This is a genomic window from Stenotrophomonas sp. BIO128-Bstrain (genome assembly GCF_030128875.1).
GTDB classification, from domain to species: Bacteria; Pseudomonadota; Gammaproteobacteria; order Xanthomonadales; family Xanthomonadaceae; genus Stenotrophomonas; species Stenotrophomonas bentonitica_A.
Window position 1 is genome coordinate 2,025,827 of record NZ_CP124620.1, and the last position, 20,191, is coordinate 2,046,017.

Annotated in this window: 14 protein-coding genes; 6 read left to right on the top strand and 8 right to left on the bottom strand. The window is 67.3% G+C overall.

The features are described from left to right. Positions 1-141: 141 nt before the first annotated feature. Genes POS15_RS09015 through POS15_RS09025 form a run of 3 tightly spaced genes read right to left on the bottom strand, consistent with a single transcriptional unit; the run spans position 142 to position 7,885 of the window. Positions 142-3,237 (bottom strand): efflux RND transporter permease subunit, encoded by a 3,096-nt coding sequence (locus POS15_RS09015; RefSeq protein ID WP_284129528.1) that lies wholly within the window; start codon positions 3,235-3,237, stop codon positions 142-144. Continuing rightward, positions 3,234-6,743 (bottom strand): efflux RND transporter permease subunit, encoded by a 3,510-nt coding sequence (locus POS15_RS09020; RefSeq protein ID WP_284129529.1) that lies wholly within the window; start codon positions 6,741-6,743, stop codon positions 3,234-3,236. Before POS15_RS09020 ends, POS15_RS09015 begins: the two co-directional genes overlap by 4 nt. After that, a complete protein-coding gene (locus tag POS15_RS09025) occupies positions 6,740-7,885 on the bottom strand; it encodes a MexH family multidrug efflux RND transporter periplasmic adaptor subunit (RefSeq protein WP_046273773.1) in 1,146 nt (381 codons plus the stop codon). The genes POS15_RS09020 and POS15_RS09025 overlap by 4 nt, the downstream gene beginning before the upstream one ends. Positions 7,886-8,090: 205 nt before the next feature. Between POS15_RS09025 and POS15_RS09030 the strand changes: the two genes are divergently transcribed. Both POS15_RS09030 and POS15_RS09035 read left to right on the top strand, forming a co-directional pair. Further along, a complete protein-coding gene (locus tag POS15_RS09030) occupies positions 8,091-8,483 on the top strand; it encodes a c-type cytochrome (protein ID WP_019183109.1) in 393 nt (130 codons plus the stop codon). Between the two features lie 8 nt (positions 8,484-8,491). Then, positions 8,492-8,953, top strand: a complete 462-nt coding sequence (locus POS15_RS09035; RefSeq protein ID WP_019183110.1) for a cytochrome c — start codon at positions 8,492-8,494, stop codon at positions 8,951-8,953. A 249-nt stretch (positions 8,954-9,202) separates the two neighbouring features. Here the strand turns inward: POS15_RS09035 and POS15_RS09040 are convergent, their stop codons facing one another. The 3 genes from POS15_RS09040 to POS15_RS09050 all read right to left on the bottom strand — a co-directional run bounded on the left by POS15_RS09040 (position 9,203) and on the right by POS15_RS09050 (position 12,605). Next, positions 9,203-11,086: an ATP-binding cassette domain-containing protein gene (locus POS15_RS09040; RefSeq protein ID WP_284129530.1), complete on the bottom strand. Its 1,884-nt coding sequence runs from the start codon at positions 11,084-11,086 to the stop codon at positions 9,203-9,205. 99 nt (positions 11,087-11,185) lie between these two features. Further along, complete coding sequence (locus POS15_RS09045; protein ID WP_284129532.1) at positions 11,186-11,563, bottom strand: hypothetical protein; 378 nt, start codon at positions 11,561-11,563, stop codon at positions 11,186-11,188. A 163-nt stretch (positions 11,564-11,726) separates the two neighbouring features. Then, a complete protein-coding gene (locus POS15_RS09050) occupies positions 11,727-12,605 on the bottom strand; it encodes a LysR family transcriptional regulator (RefSeq protein ID WP_284129533.1) in 879 nt (292 codons plus the stop codon). Positions 12,606-12,707: 102 nt separating this feature from the next. On the opposite strand from POS15_RS09050, the gene POS15_RS09055 reads away from it, so the two are divergent. After that, positions 12,708-13,787, top strand: coding sequence for a YeiH family protein (locus POS15_RS09055; RefSeq protein WP_284129534.1), 1,080 nt, complete (start codon positions 12,708-12,710; stop codon positions 13,785-13,787). A gap of 33 nt (positions 13,788-13,820) precedes the next feature. Next, positions 13,821-15,203, top strand: coding sequence for an ATP-dependent RNA helicase DbpA (gene dbpA / locus POS15_RS09060; RefSeq protein ID WP_019183114.1), 1,383 nt, complete (start codon positions 13,821-13,823; stop codon positions 15,201-15,203). A 139-nt stretch (positions 15,204-15,342) separates the two neighbouring features. Here the strand turns inward: dbpA and POS15_RS09065 are convergent, their stop codons facing one another. Beyond that, the gene (locus POS15_RS09065) at positions 15,343-15,879 is read right to left on the bottom strand and encodes an adenine phosphoribosyltransferase (protein WP_284129631.1); all 537 of its coding nucleotides are present in this window, start codon (positions 15,877-15,879) and stop codon (positions 15,343-15,345) included. Positions 15,880-16,143: 264 nt separating this feature from the next. Between POS15_RS09065 and POS15_RS09070 the strand changes: the two genes are divergently transcribed. Continuing rightward, positions 16,144-18,591, top strand: a complete 2,448-nt coding sequence (locus POS15_RS09070; protein WP_284129535.1) for a membrane-bound PQQ-dependent dehydrogenase, glucose/quinate/shikimate family — start codon at positions 16,144-16,146, stop codon at positions 18,589-18,591. A gap of 96 nt (positions 18,592-18,687) precedes the next feature. Next, entirely contained in the window at positions 18,688-19,542 is an 855-nt protein-coding gene (locus POS15_RS09075) for an IclR family transcriptional regulator C-terminal domain-containing protein (protein WP_026069769.1), read from the top strand. 225 nt (positions 19,543-19,767) lie between these two features. Here POS15_RS09075 and pcaC read toward each other — a convergent pair whose 3' ends face one another. After that, positions 19,768-20,160 carry a 4-carboxymuconolactone decarboxylase gene (gene pcaC, locus POS15_RS09080; RefSeq protein ID WP_019183118.1) on the bottom strand — a complete coding sequence of 131 codons (393 nt, stop codon included), beginning with the start codon at positions 20,158-20,160 and terminating at the stop codon, positions 19,768-19,770. Positions 20,161-20,191: the final 31 nt, after the last annotated feature.

Sequence of the window (20,191 nt, forward strand, 5' to 3'; positions counted from 1 at the left end):
TTTTGTGCACGAATGGGGAACCGCAGGTAGTGTCGGGCTCCGTACCAGGGTGATGGCCGCCGTTTCCATTCGTAGATGGACGCCATACGTGGGTGCGTTCCGAAAAAAAAGGAGGCCCGCCCAACGGGCCTCCATGCACCCTCAAACCGATTCTGCGCCGGGCTCGACCACCGGGGCCTCGACGCCGCGGCCACGCGCGCGCCGGATGATTCGCGACACCGCCGTGCTCATGTCATCAAGCATCGCGTAGATGGTCGGCAGGAACAGCAGGCTGACCACCGTGGAGAACGCCAGGCCGCCGGCGATGGCGCGGGCCATCGGGTAGTACGGCGGGCCGTTGCCGAGCAGCTGGGTGTCGGTCATGGAGATCGGAATCATCGCCAGGATCGCGGTCCCCATCGTCATCATGATCGGGCGCAGGCGTTCGCGCGAGCCTTCCACCAGCGCCTGGGTCCGGCCCATCCCGCGGCGGCGCAGGTTGTTGATGTGCTCGATCATCACGATCCCGTTGTTCACCACCACGCCCATCAACACCAGGATGCCGATGAAGGACATGATCCCGAACGAGGTGCCGGTGATCCAGAACAGCCAGAACACCCCGAAGATCGAGAACAGCACGCCGCTCATGATCGCCGCCGGGAACAGCAGCGACTCGAACACCGCCGCCATCACCACGTAGATCATCACCAGGGCGATCACCAGATTGAACATCATCTGCGCCATCGCTTCGTTGTCGTCGCCGTAGTCGCCGCCGTCGAAGCTGAAGGTGTAGCCGGCCGGGAAGCTCATCGGCTTGAGCGTTTCCTCCATCGCCTTGCGCCCATCCGGCACGGTGACCTTTTCAGCCAGGTTGGCCTTGATGGTCAACGTGGTCTGCCGGTTGGTGCGGCCGATCTGCGTGGCCGACGGCTTGATCGCCACATCCACCAGGCTCAGCAGCGGCACGGAGCGACCGTCGCCGGTACGCACCGTATAGCTGGCCAGGTCTTCCGGGCTGCTCTGCTCGGCACCGGCAAAGCGCACCCAGACCGGCACTTCACTGTCACCGCGGCGGAACTCGCGCAGCGGCGCGCCCCGCAGGGCCAGGCCGACGAAGCTGGCCACCTGCTCGGCATTGAAGCCGAACGCGGCCGCGCGCTCGCGGTCAACGTGGATGGACAACTCACTGCCCTTCTCGCCGTTGTCGATGCGCACGTCACGCAGCTCCTTGCGCTGGGCCAACAACGGCACCACTTCCTCGCCGATCTCCTGCAGCATCTTGGTCGAGTCACCCACCAGCTGCACCTGCACCTGGTTGTTGCCGCCGCCACCGCCGTCGCCGGAGTTGCCGACCACGTAATCGGCACGCGCCGAACGCGGCAGGCCCTTGCGCAGGGCTTCCTGCACGGCGGGCATGTTCTTGGCGTGCTCGGTATCGAAGGTCACGATCGTGCTGCTGCCTTCCTGTTCGCTGTACCAGGAATACACCTGGGTGATGTGCAGCTCCTCGCGGTGGTCGTCCAGGTAGCGCTCCACGCGGGCGACTTCCTCGGACATCTGCCCGAACGTGTAGGCGCCCTTCCAGTTGTAGCCGATGAACACCTCGTGGCCACCCTCGCCACCGAACATGTCGATCTTGGTCAGCTTCATCGGCACCAGGCTGATCAGGATCACCATCACGATGCCGAACACACTCCAGCCACGGTGTTCCAGCGTCCACTGCAGCAAGGTGGCGTAGCGGCGCTGCAGGCGGGCGATCACGCCACTGTCCGAATGCACCAGTTTGGGGGTCTGCATGCGCGCGGACAGCATCGGGATCAGGCTCACCGCGACCAGCCAGGAGGCCAGCAGCGAGACCGAGATCGTGATCGCGATCTGCGACATGAAGATGCTGATGTTGTTGGTCTCACCGAACAGGTTCGGCACGAACACGATGCAGTGGCACAGGGTGCCGGCGCTCAACGCGATGGCCACGTTGCGGGTACCGATGATCGAGGCCAGCCGCGGCTGGTCCGGCATTCGCTCGCGTTCCTGGTAGATGCTCTCCACCACCACCACGGCGTTGTCCACCAGCATGCCGACCGCCAGCAGCAGGCCCATCATGGTCAGGATGTTGAGGGTCACGCCGGCGAAGTACATGAAGCCCAGGGTGATCACGAAACAGATCGGGATCGCCAGGGTCACCATCAGCGTGGAGGGCCAGTGGCGCAGGAAGAAGAACAGCACCGTGATCGACAGCAGCAGCCCCACCGCGCCGGCCTCGGCCAGCTCCAGCAGCGAGGAGGTCACCATCTTGCCCTGGTTGTCGATGACCTTGATCTGCACATCGCGCATGGAGGGCTGCTTGCGGATCGCCTCGACCTCGGCCAGGGCGGCGCGCGAGACCTCCACCAGGTTGGCGCTGCGCTCCTTGAAGATGTCCAGGCCCACGGCCGGGTTGCCATCCAGGCGACGGCCATAGTTCATGCGGGTGGGCTTGAGCCGGACCTCGGCGATGTCACCCAGGCGCAGGCCCTTGTTGTCGATGACCAGATCGCGCAGTTCCTGCAGGTCGGTGATTTCACCCACCGGCTGGATGCGCACGCGCTGGCCGTTGTCGTCGATCTGTCCGGCCGAGATCGAGAAGTTCAGCGTACGCAGGCGGTCGCTGAGTTCGTTGATGCTCAGGTTATGCGCGGTCAACCGGTCCGGGCTGATCGCGATCTCGACCTCGTTCGGCGGGGCGCCGGAGATGTTGACCCGCGCCACACCGGGGATGCGTTCGATCCGCCGCTTGAACTCGCGGTCGAGCATGTCGTACGCGCCGGTCAGGTCGGTCGCACTGGCCAGGCGCACCTTCAGCACCGGGTCGTCACTGCTGGACCACTTGAACACGTTGTAGCGCTGCAGGTCGTCAGGCAGGTCGCTGCGGATCGCATCGATGCGCTCACGGGCATCAGAGGCCGCGATGGCGATGTCGCGGTCCCAGTCGGTGAACTCGATGAAGATGCTGGCGCCTTCGGAGGTGGCCGAGGAACGCATGCGCTTGATCCCGGTCATCGTAGCCAGTGCTTCTTCGGTCGGCCGGATGATGTTGCGCTCGACCTCCTCTGGCGTGGAGCCGGTGTAGGGCACCTGCACGAACAGGAACGGCGCGGAGATGTCCGGCAGCGCTTCCAGCGGCAGCCGGAACGAGGCGATCAGGCCCACCACCGCCAACGACACGAAACACATGATCGTGGTGATGGGCCGGCGGATGGAGAACTCGGCAATGCTCATGCCGGCTCCTGTGCAGTGCCATGGCCGGCGTCGGCCAGCGGCGTCTTGAGGTGGCGGCCGCGCTCGCGGTAGTAGGCATCGCCGCGACGGTCGAGCAGGTCGTACACCACCGGGATCACCACCAGGGTCAGCAGGGTGGAGACCAGCAGCCCGCCGATCACGGTGATCGCCATCGGCGCGCGCACTTCGGCGCCCTCGCCCATCGCCACCGCCAGCGGCAGGAAGCCGAACAGCGTGCACAGCGTGGTCATGATGATCGGCCGCAGGCGCGAACGCGCCCCTTCCACCAGTGCCTCACGCTTGGGCACGCCCGCCTCGCGCAGCTGGTTGACCTTGTCGATCAGGATGATCGCGTTCTTGGTCACCAGGCCCACCAGCAGGATCAAGCCGATGAACACCACCACCGAGATCGGCTTGCCGGTCAGCATCAGGGCCAGGATCGCGCCGACCAGCGCCAGCGGAATGGTGAACAGGATGACGAACGGATGCAGCAGCGATTCGAACTGCGAGGCCATCACCAGGTACACCAGGAAGATGGCCAGGCCGAAGGCGAAGATCAGCGAGCGCGCCGAATCGGCCAGCTCCTCACCCTGCCCGCCGATGTGCATGCCGACACCGGCCCCCAACGGCTGCTTGGCCACCATGTCCTGCACTTCGCGCACGGCGCCGCCCAGGTCGATGTCGCGCAGGTTGGCCGACACCACCGCCACGCGGGTCTGGTCGGCGCGATGGATCTCGCTCGGGCCGTTGGTGGCGACCACCTCGGCCACCGAATCCAGCGTCACCGGCCGGTTGCTGCCCGGATTGACGATCAGGCGGCGGATGCTGTCCACGCTGGCCCGGTCACCTTCCTGGGCCCGCACCAGGACGTCGATCTTGCGGTCCCGGAAGCTGTAGCGCGTAGCCACGTCACCGCGCACCTTCTTCACCACCACATCGGCGATCTGCCGCGTGGTCAGACCGAGCGCACCGGCGCGCTCCTGGTCGAAGCGTATCTGGATCTCCGGGAAGCCCTCTTCCACCGTGGATTTGACGTCGGCGTAGTGCGGGTTGTTACGCAGCATCGCGGCCAGTGCCTTGCCGGCCGTTTCCAGCGTGGCCATGTCCTGACCACGCAGTTCCACTTCCAGCGGTGTGGAGAAGCTGAACAGCGCCGGGCGGGCGAAATCGACCTGCACGCCAGGGTGCTGCTGCATCGATTCGCGCAGCCGCTCGGTGATCGCCGCTTCGGTGCGCGCGTTGCCGCCCCCGGCCATCACGACGGTCAACTTGCCGATGTTCTCGCCGCTTTCGGTCGGGCTGGCATCCAGACGGGTGCCGCTGCCACTGACGCCGTACAACGAGGCGATGCTGTCGTCCTTGGCGTGGGCCAGCTGCATCTCACGGACCAGCGCATCGGTCTGCTTCAGCGGCGTGCCCGCGGGGAGCTTGGCGGTCATTTCGAAACGGTCCTGCGCCAGCTGCGGGATCAGGTCGGCCCCGAGCATCGGCACCAGCGCCATCGTGCCGACGAAGGCCAGCGCGGCCAGGCCCAGCACCTTGCCCGGGTGATGCAGCGCGCCCGGCAGCAGCTTGAGGTAACCGCGCTCGGCACCGGCGTAGGGCTTCATCGCCACATCGCTGGCCTTGCGCATCACCGGCCCGACCACGGTCACCAGGCCGCGCCAGACGCGGATCACCGACCAGGCAATCCCGAAGCAGATCCAGCGCACCAGGGTGCCCACGCCGCGACGGCTGCCGGCGACCGGCTTCAGCCAGCGGCTGTCCGGCTGCCAGGGCTGGTGCGCCGGTTCTTCGGGGAAGGCCAGCGGCGGGCGGCCCTTGAGCGAGCTCAGCATCGGGATCAGGGTCATCGACACCAGCAGCGAGATCGCAATCGCGATCGCCACGGTCAGCGCCTGGTCGCGGAACAGCTGGCCGGCGATGCCATCGACGAACACCAGCGGCAGGAACACCGCGATGGTGGTCAGGGTCGAGGCGACCACGGCCATGCTCACTTCACGGGTGCCGGCGATGGCCGCCTGCAGGATGCTCAGGCCACGTTCGCGCGCCTTGGCGATGCTCTCCAGCACCACGATGGAGTCATCCACCACCAGGCCGGTGGCCAGGGCCAGACCGCCCAGCGACATCACGTTCAAGCTCAGGCCGAGCTGGCCCATGAAGAAGAACGTGGTGATGATCGAGACCGGCAGCGACAGGCTGATCACGAACGTGCTCCAGCCGTCGCGCAGGAACAGGAAGATGATCAGGATGGCGAGGATGCCGCCGATCACCGCGTCCTTCTTGACGTCGCTGATGGCGTGTTCGATGAAGCGTGACTGGTCTTCAATCGTGGTCAGTTCGGCATCGCCGGGCACCTGGCCCTTGATCTGCTCCAGGCGCGCGCGCAGCGCTTCGGCGGTCGAGACCGTGTTGGCATCGCCCTCTTTGTAGATCGCCAGCTCGACCGCTTCCTTGCCGCCCAGGCGGATGATCGCTTCGCGTTCCTTGTAGCCCTGGCGCACGGTGGCGACATCCTTCAGCCGCACCGGCACGCCGTTGGCGATGTTGGTGGAACTGCTGCTGGATGCGCTCTGCGCGGCAGAGGCAGCGGCCACGGCGGCATCCGAGCCGGTCGAGGCGGCGATCGCGAACATCTGCTGCATCGCTGCATCGGCAGCGCTGCCGTTGCTGCTCTGCGTGGTCACCAGCAGGTTGCGGATGTCCTCCAGATCGGCGAACTGGTTGACCGTGCGCACCAGGTAGCGCTGCGAGCCTTCCTCCAGGCGGCCACCGGAGATGTTGATGTTCTCTTCCTTGAGCCGCTTGATGACGTTGTCGATCGGCAGATTGAGCTGGGCCAGCTTCTGCTGGTCGATGTCGACCTGGATTTCATCCTCCAGACCGCCGCCCACCTTCACCGCGGCCACGCCGGTGACCGGCTCCAGCTTCTTCTTCAGGTCTTCATCGGCATAGCGGCGCAGCTCGGTGAGCTGGCGCACGGCCTCGGCATCGCTGGAAGGATCGGTTCTGGCCGAGATCACCAGGCGCATGATCGGCTCGGTGGACGGATTGAAGCGCAGCAGCACCGGAGATTTCGCCTCCAGCGGCAGGTTCAGCGCTTCCATCTTGTCGCGCACCTCCAGGCTGGCCTGGTCCATGTTGGTGCCCCAGGCGAACTCGAGCACGACATCGCTCTGCCCGGTACGCGAGATCGATTTGAGCTTGCGCAGGTTCTTGACCACGCCCACGGCCTCTTCGACCGGCTCGGTGATCAGCGTTTCGATTTCCGCCGGGGCCGCACCGGTGTACTCGGTGCGCACGGTCAGGGTCGGATAGCTCAGGTCGGGCAGCAAGTTGACCTTGAGATTTCCCAGCGCGATGAAGCCGAACAACATCAGGGTGACAGTGAACATCGCGATGGTGACGCGGCGGCGGGTGGCGAATTCCACCAGGCCGCCGCCGTGGGCACCGGGGCGATCGCCCTGGTGCGGATCATTGCCGTGGTCGTTGCCGGCCGCTGTCATTGACGGCTCTCCGCCTTGGCCGGTGCCGGCTTGGCAGCAGCGGTGGCGGCCGGCTTGGCGCCGATCACCTGCACCGCGGTGCCGTCGCGCAGGGCAACCTTGCCTGCAGTAACCACCTGATCGCCTGCGGCCAGCCCCTCGCGGATCTCCACCCACGGGCCTTCGGCATAGCCGAGCTTGACCGGCACGCGCGCGGCCTTGCCATCGCGAACGCGGAACACCGCCGGCTCACCATCGTCGAGCAGCGCCAGGCGCGGCACCACCAAGGCGTCGGCGCGCTGGTCATAGTCGATCCGGATGCGACCGAACATGCCCGGCTGCAGGCCTTCAGCATCTTCGCCAAAGCCGCTGACCACGCGGAACGTGCCGCTGCCGGCATCGACCACCGGCGAGATGCGGTCCACCGTGCCCGGGAAGGTCTTGCCCGGCAGCGCATCGGCGAGCAGCGTCACCGGCTGGCCCGGACGCAGCGTGGCCAGCTCGCGCTCGGGCACGTTGAGCGTGGCTTCCAGGCGCGAGTTGTCGACGATGCGGAAGATCGGCGTGTTGATCTGCACGAAGTTGCCGGTCTTGATCGAGCGCGAGGCGATCACGCCCGAGATCGGCGCGATCACCGTGGTGTAGGACAGTTCCAGCGTGGCCAGCCGGTACTGCGCGCGGACGTTCTCCAGGTCGTACTTGATCTGGTCGACATCGGCGGCGCTGACCATCTGCTGGCCCACCAGTTTCTGGGCGCGCTGGTAGTTGTTCTCCAGCTTGCGCATCTGCGCTTCGCTCTGCGCCACGGCCAGGCGCGCACGGTCCGGATCCAGCCGCACCAGCGGCTGCCCGGCACGCACCTGCTGCCCCTCTTCGACCAGCACCGCCAGCGCGACGCCGGAGGTCTTGGCGACCACCTGCGACTCACCACGCGGCTCCAGTGCGGCCGTACCGGTGTAGCTGGCAGCGACGGCGCGACGGCTGGCCGCGACGGCTTCGACGGGGACCGCATCGACCTTCTTCTCGGCCTTGCCGTCCTTCTCGGCCGCGTTGGCTTCGGCCGGGCCGGCGCCACCGCAGCCGCTCAGCAGCAGGGTGGAGGTGATCAGCAGTGCAGCGGCACAGCGTCCGGTGCGGCCGAGCAGGAATGATTGTCGCGACATCGTCGTGTCCCTAAGGATGCGTGGGCAGGTGTGGTAGCAAAGTAATGCACCACGTCACGACCACACCATATCCCAAAGGTCATGGTGACCTGCGGCGATGGCCTCCCCCGGCCCGGTTTCAGCTAGATGAAATGGCAGGCTATACTCGGCCCAGTTCCGTACCCCACGCCGGAACGACCAGACCCGTTTATCGGAAAAGGACATCATGCGCCCGCAGCCGCTCGCCGCTTGTCTCGTTCTGGCCGTCCTCCTGCCCCTCGGGGCCGCCGCACAGGCCGCAACACCCGCTCCTGCAGTCCCTGCCACCCCCGCTCCGGCCGCCACCGCGCCGGCGCCTGCCGCCGTCACCGGCCGGTTCGACAATGGCCGGGTCCTGGCCTATACGTGCCAGGGGTGCCACGGCATCACCGGGTACAAGAACGCCTATCCCAGCTACAAAGTGCCCAAGATCGGCGGGCAGACCCGTGAGTACCTCAGCCAGGCGCTGACCGAGTACCGCCACGGCAAGCGCAAGCATCCGACGATGCAGGCGCAGTCGATGAGTTTCAGCGAACAGGAGATCGCCGATCTCGCTGTTTACCTGTCCACCGTCAAATAAGCGCGCTCATGTCGAAAGCCACGCCACTCCAGCGTTACGCCATCGCCCTGTCCGTTGCCCTGCTGATGACTGCGTGTTCGCAGTCTCAGGTGGAGAACAGCGCAGATTCCGCCGCCGATCCGGGCCACGCCAGTGGTGAACACGGGTCCGGCTCCTCCGCCGGCCTGCCGGCCGGCCGCATCGCCGCCGGTGAGGCGCGTGCCCAGGTCAAGGGCAAAGCCACCGGCCAGAGCTGCATCGATTGCCACGGCGCCGACGGCAACAAGCCGATCGACCCGACCTACCCGAAGCTGGGTGGGCAGTACGGGGATTACCTGGCGCACAGCCTGCAGGCCTACCGCGCGGGGGATCGCCAGCACGCGCTGATGACCCCGCAGGCGACCGACCTGAGCGACCAGGACATCGCCGACCTGGCCGCGTATTTCGGCTCACGTCCAACCCAGTTGCGGGATCTGCACGGCCTGAAATGACGACGGTAGCGCCGACCGTTGGTCGGCTGCCTTCCATCCGGCCCCACGAAGCCCTGACAGGTAGAGCCGACCGTTGGTCGGCTGCGCTTCGTTCGGGCGCCATGAACCTCTGACGCCAGCCGACCAACGGTCGGCTCTACAGGTGAGGCGACCAACGCTCGGCGTTACGCGTGCGGCGGACCAGCGGTCGGTGCCATACGTCCCGTACCGTCAAGCCGACCAACGGTCGGCTCTACATCGATCACCGGGTCAGGCGTCCAGTTCTTCCCAGCGCGCGTACGCGGCGTCCAGCTCAGCCTGGACCTTGGCAAGCTTCGCGCTGTGCGCGGCCATGTCGGCGGCGCTGCGCTGATAGAACGCCGGGTCGTTCATCGCGGCGGTGAGGCCTTCGACGTCCTTCTCCAGCGTTTCGATCTTCAGCGGCAGCTGTTCCAGCTCGCGCGCGTCCTTGTAGCTCAGCTTGCGCTTGGCCTCGGCCGGCGCGGCAGCGGCAGCCGCCGCAGCAACCGGCTTGGCCGCCACCACGGGCGCAGCGGCGGCCGCGGCGGCCACGCGTGCAGCGTGGCGCTGCCAATCGGTATAGCCGCCCACGTACTCGCCGACCACGCCGTCCCCTTCCATCACCATCGTGGAAGTGACCACGTTGTCCAGGAAGTCACGGTCATGGCTGACCAGCAGCAACGTGCCGGTGTAATCGCTCAGCAGCTCTTCCAGCAGCTCAAGCGTTTCCACGTCCAGATCGTTGGTCGGTTCATCCATCACCAGCAGGTTGGACGGCTGCGCGAACAGCTTGGCCAGCAGCAGGCGGTTGCGCTCGCCACCGGACAGGCGGGTGATCGGTGCGCGGGCGCGCTCGGGCGAGAACAGGAAGTCCTGCAGGTAGGCGTGCACATGCTTGCGCTTGCCGTTGAACTCGATGAAATCGCGGCCTTCGGCCACGTTCTCGATCGCGGTCCAGTCTTCGCGCAGCACGGCACGGTACTGGTCGAAATACGCGATCTGCAGGTTGGTGCCGGCACGCACTTCGCCGCTCTGCGCCTGCAGATCCCCCAGCAGCAGCTTGAGCAGCGTGGTCTTGCCGCTGCCGTTCGGCCCGATCAGGCCGATACGGTCGCCGCGCAGGATCACGGTGCTGAAGTCCTTGACCATCACACGCTCGCCGAAGGCGAACGAGATCTCCTTGACGTCGATGACCTTCTTGCCGGAGTTCTCCGCCTGCGCCGCTTCCATGCGCACGTTGCCGCCCAGTTCGCGGCGCTGCGAGCGATCGTTGCGCATCGCCTTGAGGCGGCGCACACGGCCTTCGTCGCGGGTGCGGCGGGCCTTGATGCCCTGGCGGATCCAGATTTCTTCCTGGGCCAGCAGTTTGTCGAAGCGCGCGTTTTCCTGCGCCTGCGCGTTCATGCGCTCTTCGCGGCGGCGCTCGTAGTTGGCCCAGTCGCCCGGCCAGCTGGTGACCTGGCCGCGGTCGATCTCGACGATGCGGGTGGCCAGTGCACGCAGGAAGCGACGATCATGGGTGACAAACACCACGCTGCCGTTCCAGTTCTTGAGGAACATTTCGAGCCAGTCGATGGCTTCGATGTCCAAGTGGTTGGTCGGTTCGTCGAGCAGCAGCAGGTCCGGCGAGGACACCAGCGCGCGGCCCAGCAGCACGCGGCGCTTCATGCCGCCGGACAGGCGCGCGAATTCGGCATCGCCGTCCAGGTCGAGCTTGGTCAGGGTTTCGCTGACGCGCTGGTCCAGGCCCCAGCCGTTGGCGGCATCGATCTTGGCCTGCACGGCCGAGAGCGCATCGCCGTCGAAATCCTCGGCCATGCTCAGGTGATGGAACTCGGCCAGCCACTGGCCCAGCTCGCCCAGGCCATCGGCAACCACATCGAACACGCTGCCGGCGGCACCGTGCGGGACCTCCTGTTCCAGGCGGGTGATGCGCACCCCCTGCTGCACGCGGACTTCGCCGTCATCGGGCTTGTGATCGCCGGACAGCAGTTTGAGCAGGGTCGATTTGCCGGCGCCGTTGCGGCCGATCAGGGCGATACGCTCGCCCGGCTCGATCGACAGTTCGGCTTTTTCCAGCAACAGGGGGCCGCCGACGCTGAAGTCGACGTTTTGCAGAGTAATCAGAGGCATCTGACTATTGTACGGGTTGCCGGGCCTGCCTGGCGGGGTGACGGCCCCCGTAGGGGCGAGCTTGCATGACGGGCCGCGTTGCGACAATGTTGCCGCGGATCAGGTTGCAGCCTTGATCCTTCTGACCTCAGGGGTCAATGCAAAGCAGTCCCCCAACGGCTCCCCCTCGATCGACCAGTACTCGATCAGATCGCGGTGCTCGTGACGGTCTTCGGAAAGCGCAGCCAGCACGGCGGCGATGCTGCGATCCGCCGGTCCAGCGCCAGAAGACAGCAGATCATTGCTCACATCAAGCGCGAGGGTCATCAACTCCTTCCTGGCATCCAGTGGATAGCCCCCTGCGTGATACGCCTGCAGGTATCTGTCCAGCCATGCCAGGGTTCGATACTCCTCCGGAAGCTCGTATGCCCAATCCTGGGTGTATGCGTTGCCAGGCGGCAAGCCAAGGTCGCTGCAGAGTCTGTCTATTGCATGCATGTTCCACTCCTGCGGGTCACTACGCGCGGCAAGGCAGAGGGCCACGACGCGCGAAGCGAAGCACGCAGCATCCCATCCCTGTTTGCTCGAAGACAATGCAGGAGACCGTGAGTCCTTCGGCAGTTCAAGGCAGTTCGTGAAGATCAGCCGACGACAGTCGGCCCTATCCCGATACTTCCCCCAACAACGCCTGCAACCCCGGCAACCATCGCTTGCCGGGGTGGCGTACCAGCCACAGTGTGCGGTGCAGGGCCGGCAAAGGCGTTTCAAGGATGCGCAGGCGGCCGAGGGCCAAGGCTTCTTCCAGGGCATGGCGCGAGAGGCAGGCCAGGCCGAGGCCGGCGATGGCGGCTTGCTTGATGGCTTCGGTATTGCCCAGCTGCAGGGTCTGGGCGAAGCCGCGCAGATGCGGCAGCAATGCCTGTTCGACAGCCTCGCGGGTGCCTGAGCCGGGTTCGCGCAGCAGCCAGCGCGCTGCGCGCAGTTCATCCAGCGACCAACGCGGGGGCGCATCCGCGGCGGCGACGATCACCAGCGGGTCCTGCTGCCAGGCGGTCACCTGCAGCCCGCGTTCGTGGCATGGGCCTTCGATCAGTCCTGCATCCACGTCCAGCCGTTGAACGGCCGCCACCACGCCTGCGCTGTTGTCGATGCGCAGATCGACCTCGGCCTGCGGTGCCTGCCGCAGCAGCTCGGCGATACGCGGCGGCAGCAGGTAGTTGCCGATGGTGGTGCTGGCCGCCAACACCAGCCGCAGCGGCGCGCCTTGGGACGGGTCACCGCCCGCCGCCAATTGCCGCTCCAGATCGGCGGCATTGACCAACAGCGCGCGCGCCGGCTCCAGCAAGGCCCGGCCGTGGCCGTTCAACGCCAGGCGACGGCCGATGCGGTCGAACAGCGGCGTGTCGAAGTGCGCTTCCAGCTCCTGCAGGGCGGCGCTGCTGGCGGACTGGGAAAGCGCAATGGCCTGGCCTGCGGCGGTGGTGCTGCCCTGGTCGGCGATGGCAACGAAGACCTGCAGCTGGCGGAGCGTCAGGCGCATGCCCATTACCTGTGTTATGGGTAGGTTTCACCGATATTATTCGTTTTACGGGTCAATCGCATGGATGCACGCTGTACGCCTCTCTCCCGCATCCCACCCGCCATGAACGCGCCTGCCCTGTCCCCCTGGTCCCTACCCGCCCTGCGCCAGCGCTGGCAACTGCGCCTGCCCGGCCTGCTGCTGGTCGGCCTGGTGGCGGCGGCGTCGCAGTACCTGGCCGAGCTGCCCTGGCTGCAGGCGCATGGCCTGAGTGCGCTGACCGTCGCCATCGTCGCCGGCATCGTGGTCGGCAACACCTTGTACCAGCGACTGGCCCCCGCCAGCGCGGCGGGCGTTGGCTTCTCCAAGCACTGGCTGCTGCGTGCGGGCATCGTGCTGTACGGCCTGCGCCTGACCTTCCAGGATATCGGCCAGGTCGGTGTCGGCGGGGTGCTGACCGATGCGCTGGTGCTGACCAGTACCTTCGCGCTGGCGTGGTGGGCCGGCACGCGCTGGTTCGGCCTCGACAGGGAGAGCGCCCTGCTGATCGGTGCCGGCAGCTCGATCTGCGGTGCGGCCGCGGTGATGGCGGCCGAGCCGGTGGTGCGCGGGCGCGCGGACCAGGTGACCGTGGCGGTCTCCACCGTGGTGGTGTTCGGCACGCTGGCGATGTTCCTGTACCCGGCGCTGTACCAGCTCAACCTTGCCCACGGGTGGATCCCGATGGACACCCAGGCCTACGGCGTGTTCACGGGCTCGACCGTGCACGAAGTCGCCCAGGTGGTCGCCGCCGGCCGCGCGGTCAGCGAGGGGGCTGCCGACACGGCCGTGATCGCCAAGATGGTGCGGGTGATGATGCTGGCCCCGTTCCTGATCGGGCTGTCGATGCTGCTCGCACGCGGTGGCGTGCCGGGTGCGTGCGGCCGGCGCGCGAAGATCGTGGTGCCGTGGTTCGCGTTCGGCTTCGTCGCGGTGGCCGGGCTCAACTCGCTGCAGATGCTGCCGGCCGCCATCGTCAGCGCGGCGATCGATCTGGACACCGTGCTGCTGGCCATGGCCATGGCCGCGCTTGGCCTGACCACGCATGTGTCGGCCCTGCGCAAGGCCGGTATGAAGCCGCTGCTGCTGGCGCTGCTGCTGTTTGGTTGGCTGCTGGCGGGCGGGCTGGGGATCAACCTGGGCATGCGCGCACTGCTGGGCTGAGGCACGCCGGGCGGACTTCTGCGACACTATCGCATGTCTGAATTCTCCTCCCTGCCGCTGAAACCAGCGCTGCTGCCCGGCATCGATGCCATGGGCTATACCTCGCTCACCCCCGTGCAGGCCCAGAGCCTGCCGGCCATCCTTGAGCGCCGCGATGTCATCGCACAGGCCCCGACCGGCAGCGGCAAGACCGCGGCCTTCGGGCTGGGCCTGCTGCAGGCGCTGGACCCGTCGGTGACCCGCGCCCAGGCGCTGGTGCTGTGCCCGACCCGCGAACTGGCCGACCAGGTCGGCAAGCAGATCCGCAAGCTGGCGACCGGCATTCCGAACCTCAAACTGCTGGTGCTGACCGGCGGCATGCCGCTGGGCCCGCAGCTGGCCTCGCTGGAAGCGCACGATCCGCAGGTCGTGGTCGGCACCCCCGGGCGCATCCAGGAACTGGGCCGCAAGCGCGTGCTGCACCTGGGCGGCGTCACCACCCTGGTGCTGGATGAAGCCGACCGCATGCTCGACATGGGCTTTGAGGAGCCGATCCGCGAGATCGCCGGGCGCACCAGCAAGGACCGCCAGACGCTGTTGTTCTCGGCGACGTTCCCGGATGAGATCCGCGAGATCGCCCGCGTGCTGCTGCGCGACCCGGTGGAAGTGACCGTGGAAGGCGCCGACCATGCGCCGGCCATCCGCCACCTGTTCTGCGAGACCGAGCTGGCACTGAAGCAGAAGGCGCTGGCCGGCCTGCTGCTCAAGTACACGCCCGAATCGGCCGTGGTGTTCTGCAACACCCGCCGCGATGTCGACGATGTCGCCATTTCGCTGCAGCAGTTCGGCTTCTCCGCGCTGCCGCTGCACGGCGAGATGGAACAGCGCGACCGCGACGAAGTGCTGGTGCGCTTCGCCAACCGCAGCTGCAACGTGCTGGTCGCCAGCGACGTGGCCGCGCGCGGGCTGGATGTGCAGGACTTGGCGGCGGTGATCAATTACGAGCTGCCGACCGACATCGAAACGTATGAGCATCGCGTGGGCCGTACCGGCCGCGCCGGTGCGACCGGCCTGGCGATCAGCCTGGTGACGCATCGCGAGCGCAACCGCGCCGATGCGCTCGAAGCCGCACAGGGCAAGCCGCTGGACTGGCAGAAGACGCCGCTGGCCACCGCACGCCCGCCGGTGCTGCCGCAGGCGGCAATGACCACGCTGCGCATCGATGGTGGCAAGACCGACAAGCTGCGCCCGGGCGACATCCTGGGTGCGCTGACCGGCGATGCCGGGCTGGCCGCCAAGTACATCGGCAAGATCGATATCTACGCCACGCGCTCGTATGTCGCCATTGCGCGCGAGCAGGCCGGCCGGGCGATCGCCCAGCTGGAGGCCGGCAAGATCAAGGGCCGCCGGTTCCGCGTACGCAAGATGGATGTCTGAGCGCTGCGGCCGATCGCAGGTCGGCTGACCGCGTTACGGTAGAGCCGACCGTTGGTCGGCTGCACTTGCGTTGGGGCGTTTGAGGTGCCGGCCAGCGGCCGGCACTACCAGTGCCGGCGCGCCCGCGCGGATTTCCGGCTCAATAGACCAGGTTCGCCAGCAGCGGGACGTCAGTCGTCCAGCGCTCGCGGCCGCCAAGCCCGGCCAGTTCCACCAGCACAGCCGCACCGACCACCTCGACCTGCAGCTGGCGGGCCAGCGACAACGCCGCCAGCAGCGTGCCGCCCGTGGCCAGCACATCATCGACCACCAGCACGCGGGCGCCGGCCGGCAAGGCATCGGCGTGTACTTCAATGCTGTCGGTGCGGTATTCCAGGGTGTAATCCTGGCGCAGCACCTTGCCCGGCAGCTTGCCCGGCTTGCGCACTGGCACGAAGCCCACGCCCAGCACCCGCGCCATGGCCGCGCCTAGGATGAAGCCGCGCGACTCGATCCCCATCACCGCCTGCAGGTTGGCATCGCGCCAGGGCGCGACCATCGCATCGATGGCGGCCGCGAAATCCGGGCCGTCGGCGAGCAGCGGCATGATGTCCTTGAACAGGATGCCCGGCTTGGGGAAATCGGCGATGTCGCGCAGGCGGCCGGCCCAGGCGGGCGTGGCGGAAGACTCGGTCATGGGGTTGGAAACGAACAGGGTGGCATAGGGTAAACGCTTCGGCGCGGGGCTGCCGGTCGCCGGCGCCTGGGCATTGCTGCGTTCCAGCAATGACATCGTCCGCTCACCTCGAATTCGCACACACGTGCGATAATCGCCCTAACTGGTTGTTCACCTCGCTTCCGCGATAAGCAGCGAAGCGACCCATGGTCCCCGCCACGCACGGCGCGCGCGGGCCTGACCGGTGCCGGTCGGCACCGGATTTCCTGTAGAGGTTCATGCAACGTGGACGAGAACACGAAACCGTCGGCCCTGGGCCGCACTCTGGTGGTCATTCTTGGCATCGTGGTGATGCTGTTCGGGCTCGCCCTGCTGGTGGGCGGCATCCGCCTGGTCCAGCTCGGCGGCAGCTGGTACTTCCTGCTGATGGGCGGCGGTTCGCTGCTGGCCGGTCTGCTGCTGGTCCTGCGGCGTCCGCTCGGCGCGGCACTGTATGCGGTGGCCTTCATCGCCACCGTGGTGTGGGCCCTGGCCGATGCCGGGCTGGCGTTCTGGCCGCTGGTCTCGCGGCTGGTGATGCCTGCCGTACTGGCGATGCTGATCGCGCTGGCCTGGCCGACGCTCAAGCGCAGCCGCGGGCAGCCCGCCGGGCGCGGGGCCTATGCTGTCGCTGCCCTGCTGCTGGTCGGCCTGATGGGCACAGCGGTCTCCGCCTTCCAGCCGCGTCCGGTCGTTACCGCGCAGGGCGCGCGCCCGGCCGTGGTGCCGGTCGCCAAGGGCAGCGAACAGCGCGACTGGATGCACTGGGGCAACACCACGGCCGGCACCCGCTTCGCCGCGCTGGACCAGATCACACCGGCCAACGTGGCCCAGCTGCAGGTCGCCTGGACCGCACACACCGGCGATGTGCCGCAGAGCGATGGCTTCGGCGCCGAAGACCAGCTCACGCCGCTGCAGATCGGGCAGACCCTGTACCTGTGCACGCCGCACAACCGGGTGATCGCGATGGATGTGGACAGCGGCCAGCAACGCTGGGCGTTCGATCCCAAGGCCACCGCACCGAACTGGCAGCGCTGCCGCGGACTGGGCTACTTCGATGCCAGCCTGCCCTTGAGTGGCGTACCTACCGTGGCGACGGCTGCCCCGGCGACGCCTGCGCCCCAAGCCCCGCAATCACCGGCGGCCGCCGTCGCCGGCAGCGCGCCGGCGATCTGCGAAAAGCGGATCCTGATGACCTCCATCGATGCGCGCCTGTTCGCGCTGGATGCGGCCACCGGCGCGCCGTGCACCGATTTCGGCGACAACGGCGTGGTCGACCTCAAGCAGGGCATGGGCGAGATCAAGCCCGGCTTCTACACCCTCACCGCCGCACCGCTGGTGGCCGGTGAGCTGGTGATCGTGGGCGGCCGCGTGGCCGACAACATCGAGGTCGGCGAGCCGTCCGGCGTGGTGCGCGCCTACAACGTGCGTACCGGTGCGCTGGCATGGGTCTGGGACCTTTCCAGGGAAACCCCGGAAGTGCCGCTGGATCCCTCGATCCATTACACCCGCGCTACTCCGAACGTGTGGACCTCGATGGCCTATGACCCGCAGCTGGGCCTGGTCTATCTGCCCACCGGCAACACCACGCCGGACCAGTGGGCCGGCGAGCGCACCCCGCAGGATGACAAGTACAGCTCGGCGGTGGTGGCGCTGGAAGTAGCCACCGGTAAAGAGCGCTGGGTGTACCAGACCGTGCATCACGATCTGTGGGATTACGATCTGCCCGCACAGCCGACCCTGACCGACGTGCCCGATGGCAAGGGCGGCACCCTGCCCGCCCTGCTGCAGGTCACCAAGGCCGGGCAGGTGTTCATGCTCAACCGCGCCACCGGCCAGCCGATCACCGAGGTGCGCGACATCAAGGCGCCGCAGGGCAAGGCCGATGGTGAGCGTTATTCCCCGACCCAGCGGCTGTCGGTCGGCCTGCCGCAGATCGGTGCGCAGACCCTGACCGAATCAGACATGTGGGGCGCCACGCCGATCGATCAGATGCTGTGCCGCATCCAGTTCAAGGGCTTCCGTTACGAGGGTATGTTCACCCCGCCGGGCGAAGACCTCGCGCTGCAGTGGCCCGGTTCGCTGGGCGGCATGAACTGGGGCAGCGCATCGGTGGATCCGACCACCGGCTACCTGTTCGTCAACGACATGCGCCTGGGCCTGTGGACCAAGCTCATTCCGCGCGCGCAGATGACCGAAGGCGCCGGCGGCGTGGAAATGGGCGCGGCCTCGCAGACCGGCACGCCGTATGGCTCGCTGCGTGATCGCTTCCTGTCCAAGCTGGGCATCCCGTGCCAGCAACCGCCGTTCGGCACGATGTCGGCGATCAACCTGGCCACCCACGAGCTGGTCTGGCAGGTGCCGGTCGGCACGGTGAAGGACACCGGGCCGATGGGCATCAAGATGCGCCTGCCGATTCCGATCGGCATGCCGACCCTGGGCGGCTCGCTGGCCACGCAATCGGGTCTGCTGTTCTTCGCGGGCACCCAGGATTACTACCTTCGCGCCTACGACAGCCGCACCGGCGAAGAAGTGTGGAAAGCCCGCATGCCGGTAGGCAGCCAAGGCACGCCGATCACGTATGTGTCGCCGAAAACCGGCCGCCAGTACGTGGTGATTTCGGCCGGTGGCGCACGCCAGTCGCCGGATCGTGGTGACTACGTGATCGCCTACGCGTTGCCGGCCACGCGCTGATTCGCGCGCGCCACGGTCCACCGACCGTGGCGCGGCGGCTTCGCTTCGCCGCGTGCAGCCCTTACCATGCACGATCACCGAGCACGAACCACCGCCATGTCTGCCGCACCTCCCAGCCGTCGTCCCAAGCGCGCCCCTGCCCCACCGCAGGATCGCGGGCTCAGCCACGAGCTGATGCAGCAGATCCAGGACAACCAGGGCGATCCGGATTTCATGACGTCCCTTGGCCGTGGCCTGGTCGTGCTGAGTGTGTTTTCGCAGCACCCGCGCGAAGTGACGATGTCGCAGATCAGCACCGAGACCGGTATATCGCGCGCGGCCGTGCGGCGCGTGCTCTACACGCTGGAGAAGCTGGGCTACGTGGGTGAGCAGGGCCGTGGCTTCGTACTGCTGCCGCGCGTGCTCGGCATTGGCGGCGCCTACGTGGCCTCTTCGTCGATGACCGCCGCTGCCCAGCCCGTGCTGGATGCGCTTCGCGACGACCTGCATGAGTCGTGCTCGCTGGGCGTGCTCGACGGTGATGATGTGCTTTACGTGGCCCGCGCTGAAACAGTGCGGATCATGTCGATCGGCCTGCGCGCCGGCAGCCGCCTGCCGGCCTACTGCACCTCGATGGGCCGCGTGCTGCTCGCGGCATTGCCGCGCGACACGCTGGAAAGCTACCTGGAGCGCAATCCGTTGCGGCCCCGCACCGAGCGCACCGTCACGCGCATGGAGGACTTCCTGGAGATGCTCGATCGCGTGCGCCGCGATGGCGTTTCCCTGGTGGACCAGGAACTGGAGATCGGCCTGCGCTCGATCGCCGTACCGGTGCATGCGCGCAATGGCACCGTGGTGGGCGCCCTCAACATCGGCACCCAGGCCGGGCGCATCAGCCTGGGCGTCATGCAATCGCAGCTGCTGCCGCGGCTGCGCGAAGCGGCCCAGCGGCTGGGCAACCTGCTGCACTGATGTGAGGTTGTCTGGCGTTGTGGGGTTGCCGGCCAGCGGCCGGCACTACCCGCGTTGGTGGGCGGCGATGGCGATGGTGGGCCGCGATGGCGTCGGTGGCCAGCGATGGCGGCCGTGGGCAGCCATGGCGTTGTTGGGCAGCGATGGCGGCCGTGGCCGGAGATGGCGTCCGTGGGCGGCGATGGCGTTGGTCGCCGGAGATGGCGGCCGTGGCCGGCGATGCCGTCACCCGGTCTGTTCGCCCGCCTGCTCTTCGAGAATCGGCCTGGCCAGCGCGAAGGCGTGATTGGCGGCAGGTACGCCACAGTAGATCGCAGCCTGCAGCAAGGCTTCCTTGATCTCGTCAGGGGTGACGCCGTTGTTGCGGGCGGCGCGGATGTGCAGCTTGAACTCTTCGTCGTGGCCCAGCGCCACCATCATCACGATGGTCAACAGCGAGCGCGTATGCCGCGGCAGGCCCTCGCGCGTCCAGACCGTGCCCCACGCCGTGCGCGTGATGAAGGCCTGGAACTCCTCGGTGAAATCGGTGCGTGCCTGCAGCGAGCGCTCTACGTGCGCGTCACCGAGCACGGCGCGGCGTACGGCGAGGCCGGCTTCGTATCGTTCCTGTTCGTCCATTGTGGGCTGCTCGTTGTGAGGTGGGGGCGTG